Origin of the sequence: Sphingobacterium sp. 2149 (assembly GCF_031455655.1) — a bacterium.
Taxonomy (GTDB): Bacteria; Bacteroidota; Bacteroidia; order Sphingobacteriales; family Sphingobacteriaceae; genus Sphingobacterium.
This window is the reverse complement of record NZ_JAVDTD010000011.1, coordinates 191,757-214,986: the sequence shown is the minus strand read 5'-3', so window position 1 is coordinate 214,986 and position 23,230 is coordinate 191,757. Positions and strand designations below refer to the sequence as shown.

The following is a 23,230-nucleotide window of genomic DNA, read 5'->3' as shown; positions in this document are numbered from 1 at the left end:
AATATTAAGCTCAAATGCCTATCAGTGAATTTATTAAGGGTAGAATTTATGTTGAATTTTAAAATATATCAATTGCTTGCAACCTTTTTAATGAGGCGAATTATTTTTTAAATGCAATTTCATCGCATATCATCGGGCTAGCATACCACGGTCTAAAGTATTTAAAAAGTAACATGGTCGTAATTCAATTAGTCAAAAAATAAATTTATTAGTTTCTGTATTAATAAGTTAATTGATACAGGATTGTTACAGATAAAGTTTTTTCTTAATTTTGGCATTTTAGTATTTATAATTTATTCAATTTATGTTTTTCATTTATACGCGTTACGAGTACGTTCTAGGGAGTAAAAATATCTTGGCAACATTAAAAAATGAGGCCATACCGCAGAATTTTAATCTTAGTATCATCACACCTGCAACCAAATTTTTAGGATTCCCAGTTGGTGGAGGTTTAGTAAAAATGTCTCGTTTAGTGAATCAAAACGGACAGGTCATCCACGCTAGAAATTATTCACCTGAAATAAAAGAAGAGGTTAAAAAATTTAAAAAGACGCTTAAAATTCCCTATTATAAACTATGGAAAGGGTACTTGATGATAGCCTCAATAGCAATTGTCGGCTCTATTATTTACAGTATAAAACTAAATTTGGATGGCAAAAAATATCGTAATGAAAAGGATAATCTTGTGAAATCGGCTCGACAATTACACGCAGGGCAACTTTATGGAGCAAGTTTTTTTACTGACGCTGAAGGAAATAATATCGAAGGTTTGCCTGGCGGTTGGATTAAAATTCTAAAGATAGAAGGAGATACAATTTTCGTCCAACGGTCAAAAAAAATGACAGATCGCGCGATGTTTGAAATGAAAGATTTGCAATCAATCAAGCCAACAACAGATGAAGACTGGAATAACCATATCGAAAAGATGAATTATCCACTATTTAAAGAAGCTACCCTCAATAAAGATTTATCAAGAATAGATCTGTCATATATTGGTGCAGACCATGATAAATATTCTGGCGTCATTATGTCTTTTAAGGGTGTTGAGTAGTTACTTTTCTTAAACTAATCATATGGAAAATGGGAGAGAAGTTTACCAAATTCGACGGGGTGGAAGACGAAAATAAGCAGGAAACACAACACCGTATATTATTTCAAAAAAGTGGTCGATTTTTACTTGTGTTGCCTTTTTTAATCCCCTTATTTTTTATCGGAAAAACTTTTGGTTGGTAGCAAAAGGAATTTGTTGCCAGAGGTTATATTATTGGGATTTCATCCAATGGCAAAATCTATGAGCTCGGCAATGGTGGTGTTTTTGCGTTCAGTAAACGTTTCGTTAGGGATAAGAAAGTGTTTTTGAAGGCAGGATCAGGCACGGTATGTTTTATTTCTGCACTAGCGGAGCAACACTATCAACTCAATTCTGAAAAACCGAGCAATCCATTTTTTCAGGGGAGCGTCACCTTTATCAATTACGACAAATCGAAGATTTACTGTCGGGAGGAGAGAAAATACGTTGACGCTAGTTCATACTATACCGTTAATAGTGCGTTTGATCAGAATGGCCAACTTTTGTTGGCTTACAGCACTGACGACGAAGCTCCAAAATCCTTAAGGAAGCCCCAATTTATAAAAACAATCATTAATCAAGGCATGTCTCGGCGCTCGGGAGGAAGTGTAAGTGATGTTGAAGATCCTTATATTGATGTATCAGCGATCTTTGAGCAATTTTTTCATAGAAAATTGAATTATTCGGTTGACGAGGAAAAGAAAATCATACGTTTAATCTTATAATTATCAATGGAGATCTTGTACGTGCACTATGCAAAAAACTAAACTTAGATTTTTTTATAGCCTTTGTAGTTATGGATGATCGCCCACCTTTTTTGGATGTCAAGTTCATGTGCAACACAAGCTTTTTAGCCAACTAGGGTAGGCGCTTTTCCAAATTTTTTCTTAAAGGCAGTGGAAAAATGAGACAGGCTCTCGAAGCCAAGATCTAAATAGATAGTTGTGGGCTTTTTTTTCTTTTTTTCAATTAAATACCATGCTTCGTTTAATCTTTTATCCTGTAGCCACTTTCGTGGCGGCATACCAAAAGCCTTCTGAAAGTCTCTTTTATAACCTGAAAGGCTTCTTCCTGTAAGTTGTGCAAATTTCTCGATGGGAACATTAAAATGAAAATTGTTAAGCATAAATTTTTCAAGGTCTATTTTATAATTTTCCGAAAAATCAAAGAAAAAGTTACGTAGTGCTGGCACTGCAATCAGTATCAATTTGAGTCCCTCTTTGACTTTTAAAAGTCCCATTTCATCAGTCATTTCACGTCCAGAGCTTCGAGCATAGGGTATAATCGATTGAAAATAGCCTGTGAGATATATATTATTGGGGAGACATAGATTCAGCGGTCCGCTGTATTTACCGCTAACTTCCAATTTTTCCTCCAGCGCAATCTGACGCATTAGATTTTCTTGCAGGGATATAACAATTGTTTCATAATGGCCTTTTGTTTCAGGTGTTTTGGTTAACGTTCCAAGTTGATTTTTATGAATTAGCAATACTTCTCCAGCAGTTATGTTTATATTCTGTTGAGTAGTTTCGAGAAGCATGTGACCTGATACCTGCAATATTAGGGTATGGTGATTCCAAAAGCATGCTTTCTCTTTTCGCTCCGAAGAAAGGTAAGAATAGAATATAACGCCGGGAAGTATTTCTGCTGGACTCTCCATTTATCTTTGTAAGTATGTACTGCCTTTGATTGCACCTATTGCAAATGTACTGTTTAAAAGGCTCATCTCCTGGGGTGTAAATACGATTTTCATAGCAGCAATATTTTCAGGTAGTCTTGATCTGCGGCTCATACTCACCAATGGCATGATATTGTCGCTTTGTTCTTTAACCCATGCGATTGCAAGCTGCGCAGGTGTGACATTTTTAAGATGCGCAATTTCTTTTAATATGTCGACTTTTTCAAGATTATGGATTAGGTTATTGCTCTGAAAACGGGAAAAATGGGTTCGATAGTCATCCATAGGAACTGACGCTTTTAGCTGACCACTTAACAGACCTTCGGCAGTATTAGCGAAGGCCACTACACTAATTCCTAACGCTTCAGCCACCGGCAAAAGATCCTTTTCGATCTGACGGTCGGCCAAAGAATAGGCGATTTCAAGTGCACTGATGGGGTAAACATTATTTGCTCTACGAAGTTGATCAGCGGTAATTTCTGATACGCCGATATGGTGTACTTTACCTTCTTTAATCAGGTCGGCTATTGTACCAATAATGTCTTCTATCGGCACGCTGCCATCCATTCTGCTGGGCTGGTATAGGTCGATGGCTTCAATGCCCAGACGTGTCAATGAATAATTGATAAAGTTTTTAATGGCTACAGGGCGGAGATCCAAGCCGATCCATTGTCCATTATGGAAGATCGCGCCAAATTTGACACTGATGAAAGCATCATCCCTTCTTTCTCTAATTGCTTTACCAATAAGCATCTCGTTGTGCCCTGCGCCATAAAAATCTCCGGTATTCAGGAAGTTGATCCCCATGTCCAACGCTTGATGGATGGTAGCGATGCTCTCCTTTTCATCGGGCGTAGCGCCGCCCCATATTGATGACATCCGCATACAACCCAAGCCGAGTTTTGAAACCGCAGGCCCGTTTTTGCCCAGTTGAATTCTTGTAATTTCTGACATTTGATTGATTTTAATGTAATAAGACAAAAGTCTTTATTTTTTAACATAATCACTTTCTTCCACGGTTCAATTTACTTGTCTGTAGGGTTCTGATATGATTTTAAAATTATTAAATAATAATTACTCAACATTTATATATTTTTTGAGTACTTCAAAAAGGTCAGCCTGTCGTATAGGTTTGGCAAGAAGGTCATTCATTCCGCATTCAAGGCAATTTTCTCTTTCTCCATGTACATTTCCAGCAGTTAGGCCTATGATAGGTACATCTTGATAACCTGGCAACATTCTAATATATCGGGTTGCATCAATACCACTCATTATTGGCATCTGTACATCAATAATAATAACAGAGAATTGCTTCTTCTTACATTCTTCCAATGCCTGCAAACCATTGACAGCTTCTGTTAGTTGCACAGTAGGGGCAAAGGATCTGATTATCTTATTATTCAGGGCCATATTCACAGGATTGTCATCAACCAATAGTACGTCCGATGATAGAACAAATAACGGTGAATGTCCTCCAATATGGTCCAGGATGTTTTCTGTTGCATTACTTTTGTCAATGTTTTTAAGTATTTGGTATAATTCATCGGATTTTATAGGCTTCATCAATAGATACATATTTTCAGTATTTTTACGGGATGTATACGTATCCAGTTCCTCTGAAGAAGCAGAGAGTAGTATAAATGGGGTAGTCTCTTTGCGCTGATTTAACAATCCTTTTATTTTATCGATTGTTTCCAATCCCGACATAATAGGCATATGATAATCCATCAGGATCACGTCGAACCGTTCACCTCTCAACATGAGATCTAACGCTTCCATTCCATTAGAAGCCAAGGTAACCTTGATATCTTTATAGGCAAGCATGTGTTCTAGAATGATTCTGTTGGACTCATTATCATCGACGATTAGAGCCGTTTTGATAGCTATCTCATCCTCATCTCGCCATTCGGGGATTTCATAGGGGACCTTGATATCGAAGAAAAACACTGAACCGTTTCCCATTTGGCTAATTAGGGATAAATGACTTCCCATATATCCCAAAATATTGTTCGAGATGGTTAGCCCGAGCCCCGTGCCTCCATATCTTTTGCTAATAGAACTGTTTTCTTGGGTAAAAGCATCAAAAATATATTTCTGTTTCTCAGCAGGAATTCCAATTCCGGTATCTCTTACTGAAAAGCGTAAAGTGATGGTATTATTGTCTATACGTAATTTCTCTACCTTTAATTCAATCTCTCCCTGTTCTGTAAATTTAACGGAATTACCCAAAAGGTTGATTAAGATTTGCTTTAACCTTGCTTCATCAATGGATAGCATTTTTGGCAATTCCGGTTCTACATTCAGCAAGAGTTCGATATTTTTTTTCCGGGATTGATAAAGAATAACATTTATAACTTGGCTTAGCATATCATAAATATTGCTTTTTTCGATTGAGAGCTCCATTTTTCCGGATTCTATTTTAGAAAAATCCAATATATCATTGATAATTCCAAGCAGGTTTTCACCGGACTCGTTGATATAATTCAGATATTGCATCTGTGTTTCATTCAGTGGTGTTCTCAAGAGAAGGTCAGAAAAACCAATAACCCCATTCAAAGGGGTACGAATTTCATGACTCATGTTGGCTAGAAATTCAGATTTTGCCTTGCTGGCAAGATCTGCGGCTTCTTTCGCATTTTTTAGCTCTTCATTAATTTTCACGGCATTAGTAATATTCTGTATGGAAATAATTACGCCGCCTACTTCGTCCTTTGTAAGATACCAAGGCCCCACTTTAAGGTCGTAATGCTGCATTTCTTCCTTTCCCTTCACCTTTAATTTAAAATTTCCATCGGTGTAAGTTTGTCCTAACAATGCATTCCTGTAGATTTCCTTTCTTTCTCCAGGAATATCCGGAGATGTGCTGAAGAGATTTTTACCGATAAGATCCACATCATGAATATCAAATTCCTCTTTCCATTTGCTACTTACAGCAACATAGTTAAGGACTTTGTCGAACATCGCTAAAGGAATAGGGACATCAGTGGCAAAAGATTGCATCATCGCCTCTTTCCGCGTGATTTCCAGAAACATTTTTTTAAAGGTATCGATGTCCTGGATAATTCCATAAACTCTGTTGCAGATTTCATCTTCAAATTCAGGAATACCCTTTACTCTCACCCAGATTGTAATGCCGTCATTACGCAAAAGCTGAAGTTCTTCATCAAAAGAAATTCCTTGTTGTACAGCCCTGTCAAAGAGATATCTTATTCGTTTTTCATTTTCTCCTTCATAAAATCCAAGAGCATTCTCAAAAGTTGGTTGGAAATTGCTTTTGATTTTGTGAATTTCCCTCGTGCTTTGAGACCAGAAGAGCTTACCAGTTTTCATATTAGCCTCCCAGCCGCCAACTTGTGCAACCGCACTTGTTTCCTCGAGCATTTCCTTGGTACGAAAAAGATCCTTTTCGAGCTTATCTCTGCGTAAAATGTCGGATTTTAATTGTATATAAACGAAGATAGTAACACCAATGGCTGCAACTGCAGAAAAGAGGATAAATAGAACAGTCCATCTAGAAGACGTATTCAGATCTTCATTTTTTATAGCGAGCTGAATTTCCTCATATTTGACAAATTCGTTAACGAGCATACGACATTTATCCATTGTCCTCTTATTTTGCATCAGTTCTTCTGAGGTCATTAATACCCCCTTTTTACGATTTTCAATCAGTAAGACATAACCTTTCATCATTGCTTCTGAAGTCTGTAGCAGATCACTTAAGGTATTCATTTGTTGTTTATCTTTGAGATGAAATCTACCTTTTTGAGCAACGAGCAGCGGATACTCCTTTCTGCTTTTGTTAAAAGGTTCCAGAAAATTTTCCCTACCGGTAAGCTGATATCCCCGATTGCCTGTCTCAGCATCTAAGAGTATGTTTAGAAGATCTTTTATCAAACTGATAGATTCCTTACTTTTTAAGAAGCTTTCTCTATTCTCCATCTGGTTTCGTATGCTGATATAGGATGCTACGGAACTCGCAATCAGCAGTATCAAGGAGAGCACTACACCTATCTGAAGATTTCTAATAATTTTTTTCGGCATTGTATGGTTGTTTACAGTTAAGATACTAAAAAAGTGGAACATTATATACTCAGGTACAAACGTACTTTAAACTATCAAATATGCACAGCGATTTATAATAATCTCTAATAAAAAAACTGTAAACTAAGTTGCGGGTGTTATATTCATATCATTAAAAGCCATCGAAGCTGTATATTCCAAATATTTTGTCCTATCAAATCTATCCATATTGTTTAATGGGCCTATAAATGCACTTTGAATGGAAGACACGCCACAATATCTCAATATGCCTTTTTCCAATTGAACGAGCCCACAAGAATGATAAATTTCTTGATAAGTATCCAAAGATAAATCGCCTGATGTGGTAATAATTCTTGCTGTTTTTGAACGTAGCAGCCCCGTACTAATCCCATTTTTATCACTTTTAAAAGCTAATCCTGGTAGAAATAAACGATCGATAAAGCCTTTCATAATTGCAGGCATACCCACCCACCACAGCGGATGTATCCAAACCTGGTGTTGGCTCCATTGTATATCTTCCAATGCTTTTACCAAATCTGGTTCAAGATCCATCCTTTGTCGATAACCAAACTGGAGATTGGGGTTAAAATTTAATGCTCCTATGGCTACGTAACGTATATCAGCGCCATTTGCTAAGGAAGATTTAATATATGACTGTGCTAATGCTTCGTTGAAACTTTCGTTATCGGGATGTCCGTTGATGACTACTATTTTTTTCATTTCTTTTGACTTAAAATGCTGTTGGATAACTTGGCTCGCTGGTTGTAAAATGGCTTAACGTTTTATAAAGTGACTACTATTTTTCCGACTGTACGGCCGGTTTCGATGTGTAGATGTGCCTTTGCCATCTCGTCGAAATTGTACACATGAGAAATATGAGGTTTCAGAATACCTCTTTCTAATAGTGATGCAATTCGCTGCATATCAACACCGCTAGAATAAACGGACATGAAATAGCAGGCATGTAACTGCTTTTGTTGCGCTTTAAGCTCGTCGTCTTTAGTGTGGCCAGACGGTAATGCCACTATAGTTCCAAACTGTTTTAATACACTTACGGACTTTTGGAAATTATCGCCTCCAATGGATTCTAGTACAAAATCTATGTCATGAAGTACATCTTCAAAATTTGTCGTTTTATAATTAATGTGTTTATCTGCACCCAAGCTGAGGACGAAATCTCGATTCGAATTAGATGATGTTGCAACCACATAAGCACCAATATGTTTTGCAATCTGTATAGCAAAATGTCCTACGCCTCCTGAAGCTCCGTGAATAAGAACTTGATCTTGCGGTCTCAATTTTCCATAACTGTCAAATGCCTGCCATGCAGTTAAGGCCGATAGGGTACTGGCCGCGGCTTCGATATGGCTAATGCTATGCGGTTTCAAAGCAAGATGCTCCGCTGGAGCGGAGACGTATTCGGCGTACGCTTTGCCATGACCAACAAAATTGATCATCCCGAAAACTTCATCACCAATTTTGAATTGGTGAACCTGATCCCCTGTTTCTATCACTTCTCCAGATACATCCCAACCCAAAATCAATGGATCATGATGTGCTAAATCTTCTGCTAAAGGTGCTTGCCTGCTACGGACTTTAGCATCAACAGGATTAACACTTATGGCTCTCACCTTTATCAACACTTCATGTGCTTTAACACTTGGCCTTTCCATATTCTTGTAAACAAGGCCAGTTGTATTTCCGAACTTTTCTAATATTATTGCTTTCATTTTCTTACGATTTATTAGGCAAATATAGACCGATAAAAGTCCCTAAAACAGGTACTTTTACAGTATTTATTGGTATTTTTGCAGTATGCCGAAGGAAAATATTTATCAATCAATAGAAGTTTTTTATGAAAAGGTGGACCACTGCCCATTGCGGGACAGAGAATTTAATTTTTTTGAATTGATTTATGTTATTTCGGGATGTGGAGTTCACGTTGTCAATGGGAACAAGGTCGCTTACCATACGGGTGATATGTTTCTTCTTGCACCGCATGATCGTCACGAGTTTGATTTAGAAAGCGTATGTGAGTTTATGGTTGTGCGTTTTGGGGAAAGCTATATAAAGGAATACCAATGGAAAAGTATTGACCATTTGGAATGTATATTATATTATGCTTCTCATATAGCTGGCTCCGTCCTTGTAAATAGAGAAGATCAGCAAATGGTTTCTTTACTTATGCAGAATTTAAGACAGGCCATAGCCAATCAATCTATGTACAACGAGGATCTTATCCGTCATTTGGTCAATGCCGTCATTGTCATTGCAGGAAGAAATATTGCTGTGATGAAGCCTAATGGCATCTCCTCTAAATCAGACGGTCGAATATTGCAGATACTGGATTATATACAGGAAAATATTCGAGAGCCGGAATTACTGAAAATTTCAGCAATTGCTAATCAGTTCGGTATATCTCCAACTTACCTCGGTACTTATTTTCGAAGACAATGCAACGAAACCATCCAAAGTTATATATCCTCCTATCGTATTCGTTTGATAGAACATAGATTACGGTTTAGTGACAAAAGGGTTCATGAACTAGCCGATGAATTTGGGTTTGCAGATGAAAGCCATATAAATAAGTTCTTCAAAAGGCATAACGGGCTGAGTTTAAAAGGTTATCGCAATACTGTACACTTAAATATGGGAGAAGACTCCTAAAACAAATGCAGGCGCAGCTATGCCATTTTTTTTTCAGATGAAGGAGTATACCGTTATTGTCACGAATAAGTGTATGCACGTAGGAGAAAAAGGCTAACGCATTAATTTAACTCATGGCATCTACTACAATTTTACTATCCACAAATTGTTCAAAGCGTACAATTTTGCCTTCTTCCAATTCCCACACATGGACAACTCTTGCGGCCATTGCTTTTAATGTAATCTTATAAGTACCTGTGTATGTTCCAATAACGGCGATATGACTATCACTTACGATATATTTCTCCGGCGTAAACTTATAATCTATCCATTCTGTTGCTAATCGATAGAAAGCATTTTTCGAAATTTCCGCTATTCTAATATAAGTTCCGGCGTAAGGAAAACCCGCAGCTTCTGTCCATTTTTTCGCCTTCCAATTCAATTGTATTACCTTTTAAAACTTGAGGCAGCACCACGTTAGATGTAATTTCATTACCTAAACGTTCGCCCCAAACATCTAATTTTTTCTGTGAGGTTTGTATAATCTTTTCAACAACAGCGGGCACCGCATAAGCTGTTACTTTTGGGAAATGGTTTTTAAAAACTTCCAACCCGAAATAAAAATCCGGATCATTATGTGATACGTAGATTGTGGTCAGTTTTTTTCCAGATGCTGCAATTTTTTGGGCGACCGTTTTTGCGTCAGCCAATGTGAATTGCGCGTCAATTAATATCGCATCAGTTTTTCCTGAAACGATTATAGATGCCACACCAAAGTTGTTTTCCGATGCACTGAATACATCAAGGTTATAATTGTTTGCTTTAATCCTATACCTAATTTTAGGAACTAAATTATAATGATCGACCTAAATTAATGATTATAATCTAATTCCTAAGGGTAGTTTGTATTGAATTTGCTCAGCCGTCTGATAGATCATCTTATATCATGAATCGGTAGATTTATTAATGGCAAAAGAGAATATTTCATTTTTTAAAACTTTAAAATACAGGCGACCCCCAACTTATTTGATTGATAGTAGGGTAAGACAAGTGAATTTTTTTCCCTTTTGCTCGAAAATAATTCAGACAGTTTTGGAAATGACCAATAGGCAAGCTCTGTTGACAAAATTCCAATGCCTGCTCCTGCAACCACATCGCCTACCCAATGCTTATCATTGAACGTTCTATATGTTCCAGTGAATATGGCAAAAGGATAACCGAGTAAACTGAGCCACAAATTATGCGCACGATATTCACGGAACATAAAATGAGCTGTTGCAAAAGCTGTAGCTGTATGGCCCGAAGGAAAAGATAAATTATTTGAACCATCGGGTCGCTCTTCGCTGACTAGGTGTTTTGTAGGCGTCACGATCGCTGTGGAAATTAGCAAAGTGGTGGCCAAAATTAGATTACGATCTCTAAAGCCATGTATTCCTTTTATACCAATAGCATTTAAGCCATAAACTAAAGCTCCAGGCACAAATTGCGTGTAATTATCAAAATTAATATGCGATAGACTGTGCTCTCCAATTTCAAAACGCGTTGAACTGTTGATTTCTTGTATTCTTGGGTTAGTAAGACTGAGAATACCGTATCCAATGCATAGGGATGGTATGATCATCGTTTTGTAATTTGGCTTATACATTTTATCCAAAGAATCTAAGTTATTCGACTCGTTCCCAAACAGTGTATCACGACTTGAACAATGATGCATTCCAGACGCTAAATTAGCGAAGAGCAAACATACCATCGTGGTTAAGATTATGGTCTTCATTTATTTAAATCTTAGATTTAATGAAATAATATCGGACTTCATGCCCACTGACTTGGAGTAATGTCCGTACCGTAGTTCCAACATATCCAATTTACGGATACCGAACAGTCCATTTGGAAGATTGAAACGGACACCGGCACCATAGAAATTGCTGGTGAATTGCGATAAATCATAGTTACTGGTGTAGTAATCGTCCAATCCGGTGTGTTGCTGATAAGCTGCAAAATATTTAGCGGCAGTCTGACGGTAATACCGATAAAAAGGACTTAGCGAAACAAATGGTGAAAGCTTTATCGGCATTTCTAGACTTGCTGTGCTGGACTTTATTCCCCAGTCGTCTGTGTAATAACGATAATAGGCGCGCATGATGAATTTGTCGCCGAGGAAATAATTTGCCCGTACACCCAATGGAATTTTAAATCTTCTATCGGGTAAGGTTTCTTGATGCACCGTGCCATCTATAAAATAGACCCTGTGAAAGGGCAAACTCAAAAAACCTGATTGCTGTACGGCATCAGCCAAAAATTCCACCTGAAAATTGCTGTTGATAATCTGTGAATAGCTCAGTGAAAGCGCATAGGTATTTCTGCCGCTTGAACCATAGTTATTATCATGCTCGTTTCCATTCGACCCAAGGTTGTTGTTTAAGCGTAGCTCGATTGGGGTGACCAGCTTTACTTGGTCGAGGTAGGTTTGGAATCGTGCGGTGAATTCGCCCATTCTGTTTTTGGTTTTCTGCGCAAAACCAATATTGGCACCATAGGATTGATAGTCAAATTCTGAAGAAAGGGATATTCCACCCATCAATGTCGATCCCTTTTTTTCATTTTCCCGAGACCAGGAAATTGACGGGTAGATTCGATTGTCGGCATGTGAAGCAGAGGAATTGGCCTTGAGGTCGATCATATCTGAAGATGCCGAAGTGTAATGGTCCAGTCCGATATTGAATGTGAATTTGTTTTTCCGGTGTTTCTTGTCATATTTTAAGAGAACCACCTCGATATTATTGGAGATATCTGTTAATCTTTCTGAACCGATACCGCCTGTTACTGCCGAATTGTTGCCGTCCTGATGATAATAACTTGAGACAAGATTTGCCTCTTCAAAAGTAAGCTTCCTCGATTTTTCCGTGGGTTTGCTTTCCTGTGCTTTTGCGTGCAGCAGGCTCAGGAGGGCCGCAACGCTAAGAAATACTTTTTTCATTTAGTTGTGTGTTAAAAAACAGGAATCATTTTAATTGCAGCCACAGCCGCCGCCAACCTTTCCGGCGTTTGCGCCAGAAGAACCTTCTCTATAAGACTGAAAGCTGAGTTCAGTCTTTTCGACATTGCGGTTTCCCAACCTCATTTCAGCATCGTTGAGTTTATTTTTTTCGTATTCTTTTACTGTACTGCAGGAGGAGGACAGTACCGATAGTACAATCATAGCGAGGCTCCAGTATATCTTATTGCTTTTGTTTTTCATTTGAAGTTGATTTTATGAGATGAATAAATATGGTTGTCATCGTCAATGATGATACATTCTACCTGTTGAATCTGATTGATGAGCTCAATACCATTTTGAACACCCATGATGCTGATCGGCGTTGCAAGGGCATCTGCTATTTCAGCATTCGGGCAGATGATCGTAACACTCTTTATACCGCTTATGGGCATTCCTGTTTTTGGGTTAATGGTATGGGAATACTTTTTACCGTCTATCAGGACGAATTTTTCATAGTTGCCCGATGTTGCAATAGCAGTATCAGTGATGTTCATATAGGAAAAGGGAAGGCCTGCCTGCTCCGGATTGGCAATTCCAATGGTCCATGGCTTTCCATTAGCCTGATTTCCCCAGACGGTAAGGTCACCCGAAGCGTTTACCACACCCGCATCTACGCCCCGCTGCTGTAATATTCGTTTCCCCATTTCGGCCGCGTATCCTTTTCCGATGCCTCCAAAACCGATACGCATGCCATGCTTTGTTAAAAATACCGTACTTGCCTTATCATCGAGTACTATATTGTTGTAGTTCACTAAACTCAAATTGCGTTCAACAGTTTCTGCATCAGGAAGACATGGCATACTGCGATCAAAATTCCAAAGGGCCTTATCAATGCTCCCGTAGGAAATATCAAAATAGCCATCCGTCAAGCGGCTAATCCGCAGGCTTCTTTCGATAAGTTGGTAGATTTCCCGGTCAACTTTGACCGGACGGATGCCCGCATGACGGTTGATCAGGTTCGTTTGACTGTCTTCATTGAAAGTGGACAATAATCGCTCTATACGTTGTATTTCTGCAATAGCCGAATCAATATGGGCGTTAGCTTTCACCTCATTTTCATCCACGACTGTTAGCTCAAAATGATTACCCATGAGTTTGAGTCCACGTCGAAATTCTTTTTTCATGGCCGTGTTATTTGTTGGTAAACTGTCCTGATCTCTTCGCAAAAAGCAGAGCGATCTTCCCGAGGTAAGCCGGCCCAGCTCTTTAAAATTTTCCCATTGGCATCCAGTAACAGCGTATAGGGAAATATGCCCGTAGGATTATATTGATCTGCAAGATTCGCATTCTCTTTTTTCAGTTCTTCCGACAGTTGATTTTTTTTGCTTCTTGGAAAGTCGGCATTAAGAAAGACAATGATCTGATCGTTTATAAGCTGCTTGAATTGCTCGGTATCAATGATGTCTTTATGCAACTTTATACAGGGAATGCACCAGTCCGAACCGGAAAAATTGAGCATTATAAGTCCATGTTGCGCTAGTGCCTGTTGTTTAGCAACATCCAGTCGATTCTGCGCGTGAGCGGTATAACACAACAGTGTTAGTACCAACGTATTTAATATTGTTTTCATAGTGATTTTATTAATCCTCTCCTTCGGTTGTGTTTTTTAACTGCATTAATAGGGTATAAGCATTTTTACTAACGATTTTTTTACCTTCGAAATCTCGACCGTTTAACACCTTAGCTAGGCCTTTTTGGGGCTCCTCAACGGATATTGCTGTTAGACGATAGTTCCTGTTTCCTTCTGAGACGAATACGTAACTTTTTCCTTGGAAATCTACGATACATTCTTCCGGCAGAGCCTGTCCCAAGCTCGTTGTCGTTTGGATTTCAGCATTCATATATACACCTGGTACCAGCTCCTGATCATATTTATCCAAATGGCAATGGACATCTGTCATGCCTGTAGGATCGACATCTTTGCCGATCAAATGGATTTTTCCAGCATACTTCTTACTGGGACTAGCATTGGAGTAAGCCAATAGTGATTGGCCTGGACGTAATTGTTCAAGATCCTTTTCATAGACTTTCAGATTTAGATGAGTGTCCGTTGGATTGATCAACTCAAAGAGGATATCGGAAGGATTTACATATTTTCCGATATTGACATTCACTTTACTTACATAGCCATCGATCGTGCTATAGACGGGAGCGCTTTTACGGATATTTCCTGCAGTAATAGTACTTGGTTGAATATGAATAAGTTCTAGCTGTCTGGCGATTGCATTCATAATTATCTGCTGGCTGTCCATTTCGGCCTGTGCTTGCTGCATTACTTTGTCACTGCTTGCCTGGCTCTGGTTGAGTTCTTTTTGACGTCTGTAGTCGAGCTGGGCAAATTGTAGTTTCGACTGGGCGGCAAGATAGTCTTGCTGCAGTTGGATAAACTGTGGATTTTCGACGATGGCAATAATATCACCTTTTGATACTTTCATGCCTGGCAGCAGGCTGGTACTCTTTAGGTATCCCCCCAAAGGAATACTTACAGACATCATATTCTGAGGCGGTACATCAATTTTTCCATTCAGTTTTAATATGCTGGCTATCGGCTGGTGTGAGAGCGTTACAGTTTCTATTTGGGTATTGTGCAGTTGCGCTTCCGTTAAGGAGACAAGAGTTTCGTCCTTCGACTTGGGTGATGACGGTGGCACATCTCCTTTATTACTCTGACAAGAGATGACAGTTGTTGTCAACATAAGGACGATGTAATGGACTATCATATTTTTCGTTTTCATTTCTATTGATTTATCATGATGTAATGAAGCTGAATGGCATTTTCATTGAGCTGCCACAATGCATCTGTATAGCTACTTTTCAGCGAGATCGCCTGATTGATTAAAGTGACAAATTCGAGATAGTCAATTGCTCCATTGGAAAACTGCTTCTGTGCTGTTTCAAAAGCTATTGTTGCATTTTTGAGTCCCTCGGATTCATATTGATCGACAATAGCAAGACTGGTCTGATAGCGTTGCGCGAATTCTTGGGCCCGTCTTTCAAGCGCAGATTGTGCATTTTGAAGCTCATCGCTTGCAATGGTTTCTGCCAGACGTGCCGTTTCGATCCGAGCACGCTGTCCGCTGGAAAATAACGGTATGGAGAGCCCTAACTGCACCGAATGAAATCTTGGACTCGCGTCGTAGATTCTGTTATCAGGCCCCGCGCCTTTAAAACTATTCAGATTGTAGCCTAGCAGTAATTGGGGAAGCAGCCTGGATTTTTCCACTGCAGTTGCCTGAGCTGCGATTATCTTTTCTTGTTCCAGTACTTTGAGTAAAGGATGATCGACTACCGATGACTGAACGAAAATAGCCTTTTCCACTTGGATAGGGCTGTAGGCTTCTGGTGTATTTAGCAACCATTGAAATTGCAGGTGAAAGACTTTTAGTTCATCAGCTACCTGTCTCAATTGGATTGTGATTGCTGCCTTTTGATTCGCCGCAGTTGCACTTTCCAAGGCATTACTTTCTCCTGCTTTTTTACGTAGTATAGTTTTGTCAAGGAAGCTGCTATAAAGGGACAATGCCTCGTTCAAAAGTATTTCCTTTTGCTGCCAATACAAGATGTTATAGTAGGTTAGACTGACAGCCTTTTTCAGCTCAAACTCTTTGAGGGTGACATTCAGCTGGCTTTTTTTCCATTCTTCGGTATAGCGTGCGCGTTGCCTTCTGTAGACAGCAGGAAATCCAAAACGTTGACTGATACTGATTTTTGTATCTTGATAGGCGCTATTGATCTGCCCGTAATCCAAGCTTAGGTCCGTTTGAGGAACATCAGCAGTGGATGTCGCTATCATTGCCTTGGCATAGGCTACACGCAGTTTTTCAATTTTTATGTTTCGGTTGTTTTGAAGCGCAAGTTCAATAGACTGATCTAAAGTGATCTTGGTCTGTGCTGTGGATTTTTCTGTTGCAAAAACAACAAAGGCTATCAAAAGAGGTACAATATGCTTTCCTTTTAATTTACGCGTTTTAAATCCGCTTTCCATCGTTACGAAAAGCAGTGGAAGCACAAATAAAGTTAATAGTGTCGCAATAAGGAGACCACCGATAACCACAGTTGCTAAAGGGCGTTGTACTTCAGCTCCAGCTCCGTTGCTCAGCGCCATTGGAATAAATCCCAGTGAGGCCACCGATGCGGTCATTAAAACAGGACGTAACCGATTTTCTCCACCATCAACGACAATACGCACAATATTACGGATGCCGCTTTTTCGAAGTCGGTTAAATTCAGATATCAATACGATTCCATTGAGCACAGCGACCCCAAACAGCGCAATAAATCCAACTCCGGCACTAATGCTAAAAGGCATTCCCCGCAGCGCCAATAAGAACACGCCACCGATAATTGACAATGGTATAGCAGTGTAGATCAATACGCTTTCTCTAACAGATTTAAATGCAAGGAATAACAGTATAAAAATTAGCGCTAACGCAATAGGTACAGCAATCAACAAGCGCTGTTTCGCATTATTGAGGTTTTCAAAAGAGCCGCCATATTTGATGGAGTATCCAGTTGGAAGTTTGATTTCTTTAGCAATCTTAGCTTGTAAGTCATGAACGATACTTTGTACATCTCTACCGTTGATATTAAATCCGACAACAATCCGCCGTTGCGCATTTTCCCGTTGGATCTGGTTAGGGCCCTGTACAATCTCTACACGGGCCAATTGGGACAATGGAATTTGGTTTCCCATGGGAGTAGGTATTAAAAGGTTACGGATATCAGTAATGTTATTTCGGTCTCTGGCAGCTAGCCGTACGACCATGTCGAATCGTTTCTCACCCTCGAACACTAAGCCTGTTCGCTGTCCAGCAAAGGCAGCATTGATGGTTCTGTTCACTTCGGCGATTGAGAGGTGATACTGCGCAATGATGGGGCGATTATAGGATATCACAACTTGCGGAAGCCCGGCAATCGGTTCGATGTAAAGATTCTGGGTTCCCTGGACTGTTTCTATAATTTTACCTATTTTTTGAGCATGTAAAGTCAGGGAATCCAGGTTGTCTCCAAATATTGTGAGGACAACATCCTGACGTGCCCCCGTCATCAACTCATTGAACCGCATTTGGACGGGGTACTGAAAACCAGCGGTAATACCGGGGACATCTTTCAATGCTTCGCTCATTTTTGTAGCAAGTTCAGAAAACGTATGTGCCGAAGTCCATTGCTTCTTGTCTTTTAGGATAACCATCATATCCGAGGCCTCCATGGGCATAGGATCGGTCGGCACCTCGCCACTGCCAATTTTGGTGACTACTTTTTCTACTTCCGGAAATCTGCTCTTTAAGATATGGGCAGCTTTCTGTGTGCTTTCAATGGTCGTCGTCAGGTTGCTTCCCGGGAGGACGCGGGTATCCACCGCAAAATCACCTTCCTCCAGTGAAGGGATAAATTCACCACCTAGCTGACTGAGTACCACTACAGCTCCTATAAAAAGTAAAATCACCAGTGTAAAAATTGTCTTTGGAATTCGCAGTACTTTGAGTAGTGTGTGTAGATAAAACTTTTCCAGTCTTTTCATCAGCTTATCCGAAAGCGAAGGTCTGTTACTTTTTGAACGGAGTAGGAACGAGCTCATCATCGGAATATAGGTGAGCGATAAAAGGAATGCCCCCAATAGGGCAAAAGCAACCGTTTCTGCCATAGGCTTGAACATTTTGCCTTCGATTCCTTGCAACGTTAAGATTGGAAGGTAAACGATCAGAATAATGATCTGTCCAAAGACAGCACTGTTCATCATGCGACCGGCTGATGCTGTTACCAAATCGTCCATTTCAGAAGCGGGTACTTTGTATATATCTTTGAATCGTTGCTGTTGCATAAGCTGATGCATGACGGATTCAACAATAATGACTGCCCCATCAATGATTAATCCGAAATCCAGTGCACCAAGACTCATTAGGTTACCACTCACCCCAAAAAGGTTCATCATACAGATTGCAAAAAGCATGGCTAGCGGAATGACGGAAGCTACGAGCAATCCGGCGCGTATGTTGCCCAAAAAGAGAACTAGTACAAATACCACAATAAGTGCACCTTCCAAAAGGTTTGTCTGCACGGTGCTGATGGCATTATTGACCATTTTGGTACGGTCTAGAAATGGCTCTATGACGACTCCTTTGGGTAGGGTTTTTCGGATTTCCTCTACCTTGGCCTTGACATCCTCAATCACTTGGCTGCTGTTGGCTCCTTTAAGCATCATGACGACGGCTCCAGCCACCTCACCATTGTCATTGTAGGTCATGGCACCATATCGCGTTGCAAAGCCCGTGCGGACATCGGCTACATCCCGAATGAAAATAGGTAAGTCATTTTGCTTCCCTGTGATCGCAATATTCTGAATGTCTTCAATCGTGCCAACTAGTCCTTCACTTCGGATGTAAAGCACTGTCGGTCCTTTTTCGATGTAAGCACCGCCGGTATTCTGATTGTTGGTGTTGAGGGCATCAAAGACGTCGTTCATGGTAATCCCATAAGCATTTAGCCTGTCGGGGTTTACAGCGATCTCATATTGTTTGAGTTTGCCGCCAAAACTGCTGACTTCGGCTACCCCTTTAACACCCAGCAGCTGCCTTCTGACAATCCAGTCCTGGATTGTACGGAGCTCAGTCACATTATATTTACCCTCATATCCCTGCTCGGGGCGAATAACATATTGGTATATTTCGCCAAGACCTGTTGAAATAGGACCTAACTGCGGAGAACCTATACCAGGTGGGATTTCCTGTTGCGCCTGTTGGAGACGCTCAGCTACCTGTTGCCTCGCCCAATAGATATCAATGTTGTCTTCAAAAACAAGGGTTACCAAGGATAAGCCAAATCGCGAAAAGCTCCGGATTTCCTGTAATCCAGCAATATTACTGTTGGCCTGTTCGATTGGAAAAGTAACGAGCCTTTCAATGTCTGTTGCTCCAAAGGATGGAGCTATTGTAATGACCTGCACTTGATTGTTGGTAATATCGGGCACGGCATCAATAGGCAATTTCGTCACCTGATAAGCACCTACACCGATCAAAGCCAACATCAACAGCACGACAATGAGTTTGTTCTTTACAGAGAACTCAATAATTTTCGTAAGCATATCAATTTGATTCTGTTAAATCGTAAGTTTTGACAAAGACACGAATGACCAGCAATGTATTGACATTGAAAAATGCTTCCTTATTCCAATACAGAAACTATAGGCATTTACTGTCAAAAAAGATGCTGAACTGCGGATGTCTTTATCCTAATAAAAAGAGGAATGTATTAACAGAATTTTGGCGGTTGCCAGATGGAACTAAGAAAAGTATCGTCTATAAACCGATCGTTATGGATTGGAGTAGGGGTATGCTGCTTCGGTTGGGAGCTGTTGTGCATTTCCACTTCTATAGTGGGAGGGCAAACAAAAACAGCATAGTATGAAGCTGTATGCATCATGAATGGGAGCTTCTGATCTTCTTCAAAGTCGTCATCATGTGGATGGTTTTCCAGGTGATCTCCATTATAGTGAATCTTTAGAAATTCGAAGACAGATAGCTGTGGATTTTTCGCCTTATGCTCAAAATAATGCTCAATCAACAATGGAAACCGCAACAACTGCGCAATTTCTGTTGCAGAGGCGATATAGATCGTCAAAAAGCATATAGCAAGCATTTTTTTCATCCTATACAAAGTTATTAAAAAATAGTATTGAATTTGTTTTGCCATCAAATATTTTCTTGAATTTTACTTTCTACTCAAGCTTTATTGCACGGTAACTAGTTTTATTAGGAGGGCACTAGTAAGCTATAATTCAACTTAAATCTTTTTTATTAAAAAACCATTTGATTAACACGGTTGTTTTGTTCATATATTTTAAATTTGTCTAGCATATTATGGCCTTATGCACAACCAAAAATATCCTAAAAACGAAAACACTTTTCACTTCATAACTGATCAAAATTATAGGCTGATAGCTGATATGATTAAGGATGATTTCTTTCGGGTGCTCCTTAAGGCTAAATTGATCTGTTATGCGGAGATGGCCATATTAACTTTATTTGACAATAATCGAAATTTTGTCGGTACATACTTCCACGATGCTAAAGGAAATGTCAGTGTAGACAAAGTGTTCCTGGATTATATGTTTGATGATGGTATTCATTCAGAGCTTTCAGATCTGAAGAATGAACGATGTCTGTTGCGCAATTCCGTGGTTTTCCAAGAATATAACATCATGTACTACTTGGAAATACCACTAAAAAATCCAGATGGAAAGACGGTTGGTTTTTTAAGCGTTATGGATAGCAATGTTAGAGACATTGATGATAATCAACATACGGTCTTATCATTATTATGCCTCGAAGTGCTTGAACTGCTCTACGATAGGAATAGCCGTTTTAATCTAAGCAGTGAATTGGCATATGTAAAATCCACAATAGACATGACGAGTAAAGTGGCTAGGGTAGGTGGCTGGGAGTATGATTTAATAGAACACTCAATCAATTGGTCTGAAATGACTAGAACTATCCATGGCGTTTCTATGGATTATAATCCTACTGTCGAAACAGCAATTGATTTTTACAAGGATCCGCAACATAGAATGAAAATTGTTAGGGCTATGAATGACGCTATTTTTACTGGAACACCTTGGGATCTGGAATTGGAGATTGAAACATATCAAGGCCAAAGACTATGGGTTAGAGTCCTCGGAAATGCAGCGTTTGATAATGGGAAATGCGTTCGACTATATGGGACTTTTCAGGATGTTGATAAGCGAAAGCGTTCTGAGGAGGATTCGATGCAGTCGAAAAAACTGCTTGAAGATGTATTAAACGCTACAACTCCAGTAGGCATTATTGCAACTGATTCAGAAGGGTTGATAACACTTTTTAATCGGGGAGCTGAAAACCTTTTAGGATATCGCAGTGAGGAAGTTATCGGAAAAATTAGCCCAACATTATTTCATAGTAGCAATGAAATAAAAGGACGCGCCAATGAATTGGAAATTGAACTGGGCTATCCTGTTAGTGAATTTAGGGTATTTGTTGAGAATGCGGAACGTTATGGATCAGAGCAGCGAGAATGGATATATGTAAAAAAGGATTTGACCCAACTTTATGTATCTGTAGCTGTTACGGCAATTCGGGATATTTCGGACCAGATTATAGGTTATCTGTGCATAGCCACCGATATCACGAAGAGTGTTTTGCAGCGTGAAGAGTTAAAAAAAGCTAAAAAACTTGCTGACCAGGGAAGTGAAGCAAAATCTGAATTTTTGGCTAATATGAGTCATGAAATTCGCACACCTCTTAATGGAATTATTGGTTTTACGGATTTAATGAGTCGTACAAAACTTGATGTTACACAAAAAGAGTATCTATCTATCATCGATCAGTCCGCTAATCTTCTCTTGGGAGTTATCAATGATATACTTGACTTTTCTAAAATTGAAGCAGGGAAATTAGAACTTTTAGTTGAGAAAAGTGATTTATACGAAATGCTTGCTCAGTTAACGAGTTTGATCGATCCTCAATTAAAAATCAAAAAGTTAGATTTTAAGTTGAGCTTATCTGAATCGTTACCGCATTATATTTGGGTTGATACTCTTCGATTAAAACAAGTGCTCATGAATCTACTAAGCAACGCGTTAAAATTTACTGAGAAGGGAAAGATTGAGCTTCTTGCTGATGTACTTTCTTCCGACAGCAACACCACAACGCTACGCTTTAGTGTTACTGATACCGGTATGGGTATTAAACCAGACAGACAGGAAAAAATATTTGAAGCATTTTCGCAGGAAGACGCTTCAATAAGCAAAACGTTTGGAGGAACTGGACTTGGACTTAGTATTTCAAATCAGTTGCTAAAAATGATGAGTAGTCAACTAAAATTAGAAAGTGAATATGGGGAAGGGAGCAAATTTTATTTCGAAATAACCATAAGATCCTTAAAAGGTGAAGTGTATGAGTGGAAACTTTTGGAGTCCTTACATATGCTGATTGTTGCCCGGGAAGATACCGACAGAGCTAATACTGCATTAATGTTAAATATGAAGAAAGTTAATGTGTCTTTAGCTGATAACGGATTTGAAGTTCTCCAATTATTAGCCAAAGGACATCGGTATGATATGATTATTATTGATCATGATCTGCCTGTAATGAACGGTATTGATACAATAAAAAAAATTAGAGAAAAACTAATCTACAATGATACTGAGCAGCCGATTGTTTTAATGTTATCTACCGTAGAAAGCAATGCCTCTGATAGTACTAAAAGTGAATTCACTCCTTCTATTAATAAACCCTTTAAGATCGATCAGTTATATTCTGTGTTGGTTGGCGTATTAAAACAGCATGTTAAATCAGTCAGATCCAACGATGAAGAAACCATTTTCTTGGAGTCAAAACACAAAATATTAATTATAGAAGACAATAAATTCAATATGTTACTCACCCATACTATTGTGCAGAATCTTCTTCCTAATGCTGAGATCATAGAGGCTTCCGATGGTGTGAAGGGGTATGAATTATTTAAGGAACATGCGCCAGATTTGGTATTCATGGACATACAAATGCCTAAGATGAATGGCTATGAATTAACCAAATTAATCAGAGAAAATGAGAACCAAGAAATTCGTACACCAATTATAGCGTTGACTGCGAGTAATATTAAAGGTGAGAAAGAAAGGTGTATTGCGTATGGCATGGACGATTTTGCGGTGAAACCCTTTGTTAAGAAAACGTTGACGGAGCTATTGTACAAATGGTTGCCACGATACTAAAAAAGTTTATCCATA

General features: G+C 39.2%; 19 protein-coding genes. 4 read left to right on the top strand and 15 right to left on the bottom strand.

Annotation, left to right across the window (positions count from 1 at the left end):
• The first annotated feature begins 355 nt into the window (after positions 1-355).
• Both J2X77_RS17130 and J2X77_RS17125 read left to right on the top strand, forming a co-directional pair.
• Positions 356-1,051 carry a hypothetical protein gene (locus tag J2X77_RS17130; protein WP_209579528.1) on the top strand — a complete coding sequence of 232 codons (696 nt, stop codon included), beginning with the start codon at positions 356-358 and terminating at the stop codon, positions 1,049-1,051.
• A gap of 305 nt (positions 1,052-1,356) precedes the next feature.
• Complete coding sequence (locus J2X77_RS17125; protein ID WP_209579531.1) at positions 1,357-1,794, top strand: hypothetical protein; 438 nt, start codon at positions 1,357-1,359, stop codon at positions 1,792-1,794.
• 125 nt (positions 1,795-1,919) lie between these two features.
• Here J2X77_RS17125 and J2X77_RS17120 read toward each other — a convergent pair whose 3' ends face one another.
• From J2X77_RS17120 to J2X77_RS17100, 5 genes are all read right to left on the bottom strand, one after another.
• Positions 1,920-2,729, bottom strand: coding sequence for an AraC family transcriptional regulator (locus J2X77_RS17120; protein ID WP_209579534.1), 810 nt, complete (start codon positions 2,727-2,729; stop codon positions 1,920-1,922).
• Positions 2,730-3,701, bottom strand: coding sequence for an aldo/keto reductase (locus J2X77_RS17115; protein ID WP_209579536.1), 972 nt, complete (start codon positions 3,699-3,701; stop codon positions 2,730-2,732). It lies immediately after the preceding gene.
• A gap of 120 nt (positions 3,702-3,821) precedes the next feature.
• Entirely contained in the window at positions 3,822-6,788 is a 2,967-nt protein-coding gene (locus tag J2X77_RS17110; RefSeq protein ID WP_209579538.1) for a response regulator, read from the bottom strand.
• A gap of 123 nt (positions 6,789-6,911) precedes the next feature.
• Positions 6,912-7,508 carry an NAD(P)H-dependent oxidoreductase gene (locus tag J2X77_RS17105; RefSeq protein WP_209579540.1) on the bottom strand — a complete coding sequence of 199 codons (597 nt, stop codon included), beginning with the start codon at positions 7,506-7,508 and terminating at the stop codon, positions 6,912-6,914.
• Positions 7,509-7,570: 62 nt separating this feature from the next.
• Positions 7,571-8,518: an NADP-dependent oxidoreductase gene (locus J2X77_RS17100; RefSeq protein WP_209579542.1), complete on the bottom strand. Its 948-nt coding sequence runs from the start codon at positions 8,516-8,518 to the stop codon at positions 7,571-7,573.
• Between the two features lie 85 nt (positions 8,519-8,603).
• Between J2X77_RS17100 and J2X77_RS17095 the strand changes: the two genes are divergently transcribed.
• The gene (locus tag J2X77_RS17095; protein ID WP_209579543.1) at positions 8,604-9,455 is read left to right on the top strand and encodes an AraC family transcriptional regulator; all 852 of its coding nucleotides are present in this window, start codon (positions 8,604-8,606) and stop codon (positions 9,453-9,455) included.
• Between the two features lie 106 nt (positions 9,456-9,561).
• Here J2X77_RS17095 and J2X77_RS17090 read toward each other — a convergent pair whose 3' ends face one another.
• The 10 genes from J2X77_RS17090 to J2X77_RS17045 all read right to left on the bottom strand — a co-directional run bounded on the left by J2X77_RS17090 (position 9,562) and on the right by J2X77_RS17045 (position 20,115).
• A complete protein-coding gene (locus J2X77_RS17090; protein ID WP_209579544.1) occupies positions 9,562-9,876 on the bottom strand; it encodes a nuclear transport factor 2 family protein in 315 nt (104 codons plus the stop codon).
• Positions 9,812-10,204 (bottom strand): MBL fold metallo-hydrolase, encoded by a 393-nt coding sequence (locus J2X77_RS17085; RefSeq protein WP_209579545.1) that lies wholly within the window; start codon positions 10,202-10,204, stop codon positions 9,812-9,814. The genes J2X77_RS17090 and J2X77_RS17085 overlap by 65 nt, the downstream gene beginning before the upstream one ends.
• A 221-nt stretch (positions 10,205-10,425) precedes the next feature.
• Complete coding sequence (locus J2X77_RS17080; RefSeq protein WP_209579546.1) at positions 10,426-11,208, bottom strand: phosphatase PAP2 family protein; 783 nt, start codon at positions 11,206-11,208, stop codon at positions 10,426-10,428.
• Positions 11,209-12,411, bottom strand: coding sequence for a DUF3570 domain-containing protein (locus tag J2X77_RS17075; RefSeq protein ID WP_209579547.1), 1,203 nt, complete (start codon positions 12,409-12,411; stop codon positions 11,209-11,211).
• Between the two features lie 30 nt (positions 12,412-12,441).
• Positions 12,442-12,672, bottom strand: coding sequence for a DUF4266 domain-containing protein (locus tag J2X77_RS17070; protein WP_209579548.1), 231 nt, complete (start codon positions 12,670-12,672; stop codon positions 12,442-12,444).
• Positions 12,669-13,595, bottom strand: coding sequence for an FAD:protein FMN transferase (locus J2X77_RS17065; RefSeq protein ID WP_310081768.1), 927 nt, complete (start codon positions 13,593-13,595; stop codon positions 12,669-12,671). The genes J2X77_RS17070 and J2X77_RS17065 overlap by 4 nt, the downstream gene beginning before the upstream one ends.
• A complete protein-coding gene (locus tag J2X77_RS17060; protein ID WP_310081766.1) occupies positions 13,592-14,041 on the bottom strand; it encodes a thioredoxin family protein in 450 nt (149 codons plus the stop codon). The genes J2X77_RS17065 and J2X77_RS17060 overlap by 4 nt, the downstream gene beginning before the upstream one ends.
• A 10-nt stretch (positions 14,042-14,051) precedes the next feature.
• On the bottom strand, positions 14,052-15,206 hold the full coding sequence (locus J2X77_RS17055) for an efflux RND transporter periplasmic adaptor subunit (RefSeq protein ID WP_310081764.1): 1,155 nt from the start codon (positions 15,204-15,206) through the stop codon (positions 14,052-14,054).
• Positions 15,207-15,208: 2 nt separating this feature from the next.
• On the bottom strand, positions 15,209-19,552 hold the full coding sequence (locus J2X77_RS17050) for a CusA/CzcA family heavy metal efflux RND transporter (RefSeq protein WP_310081762.1): 4,344 nt from the start codon (positions 19,550-19,552) through the stop codon (positions 15,209-15,211).
• Positions 19,553-19,719: 167 nt separating this feature from the next.
• Positions 19,720-20,115, bottom strand: coding sequence for a hypothetical protein (locus J2X77_RS17045; protein WP_209579552.1), 396 nt, complete (start codon positions 20,113-20,115; stop codon positions 19,720-19,722).
• Between the two features lie 220 nt (positions 20,116-20,335).
• Between J2X77_RS17045 and J2X77_RS17040 the strand changes: the two genes are divergently transcribed.
• Entirely contained in the window at positions 20,336-23,215 is a 2,880-nt protein-coding gene (locus tag J2X77_RS17040; RefSeq protein ID WP_209579554.1) for a PAS domain-containing hybrid sensor histidine kinase/response regulator, read from the top strand.
• Positions 23,216-23,230: the final 15 nt, after the last annotated feature.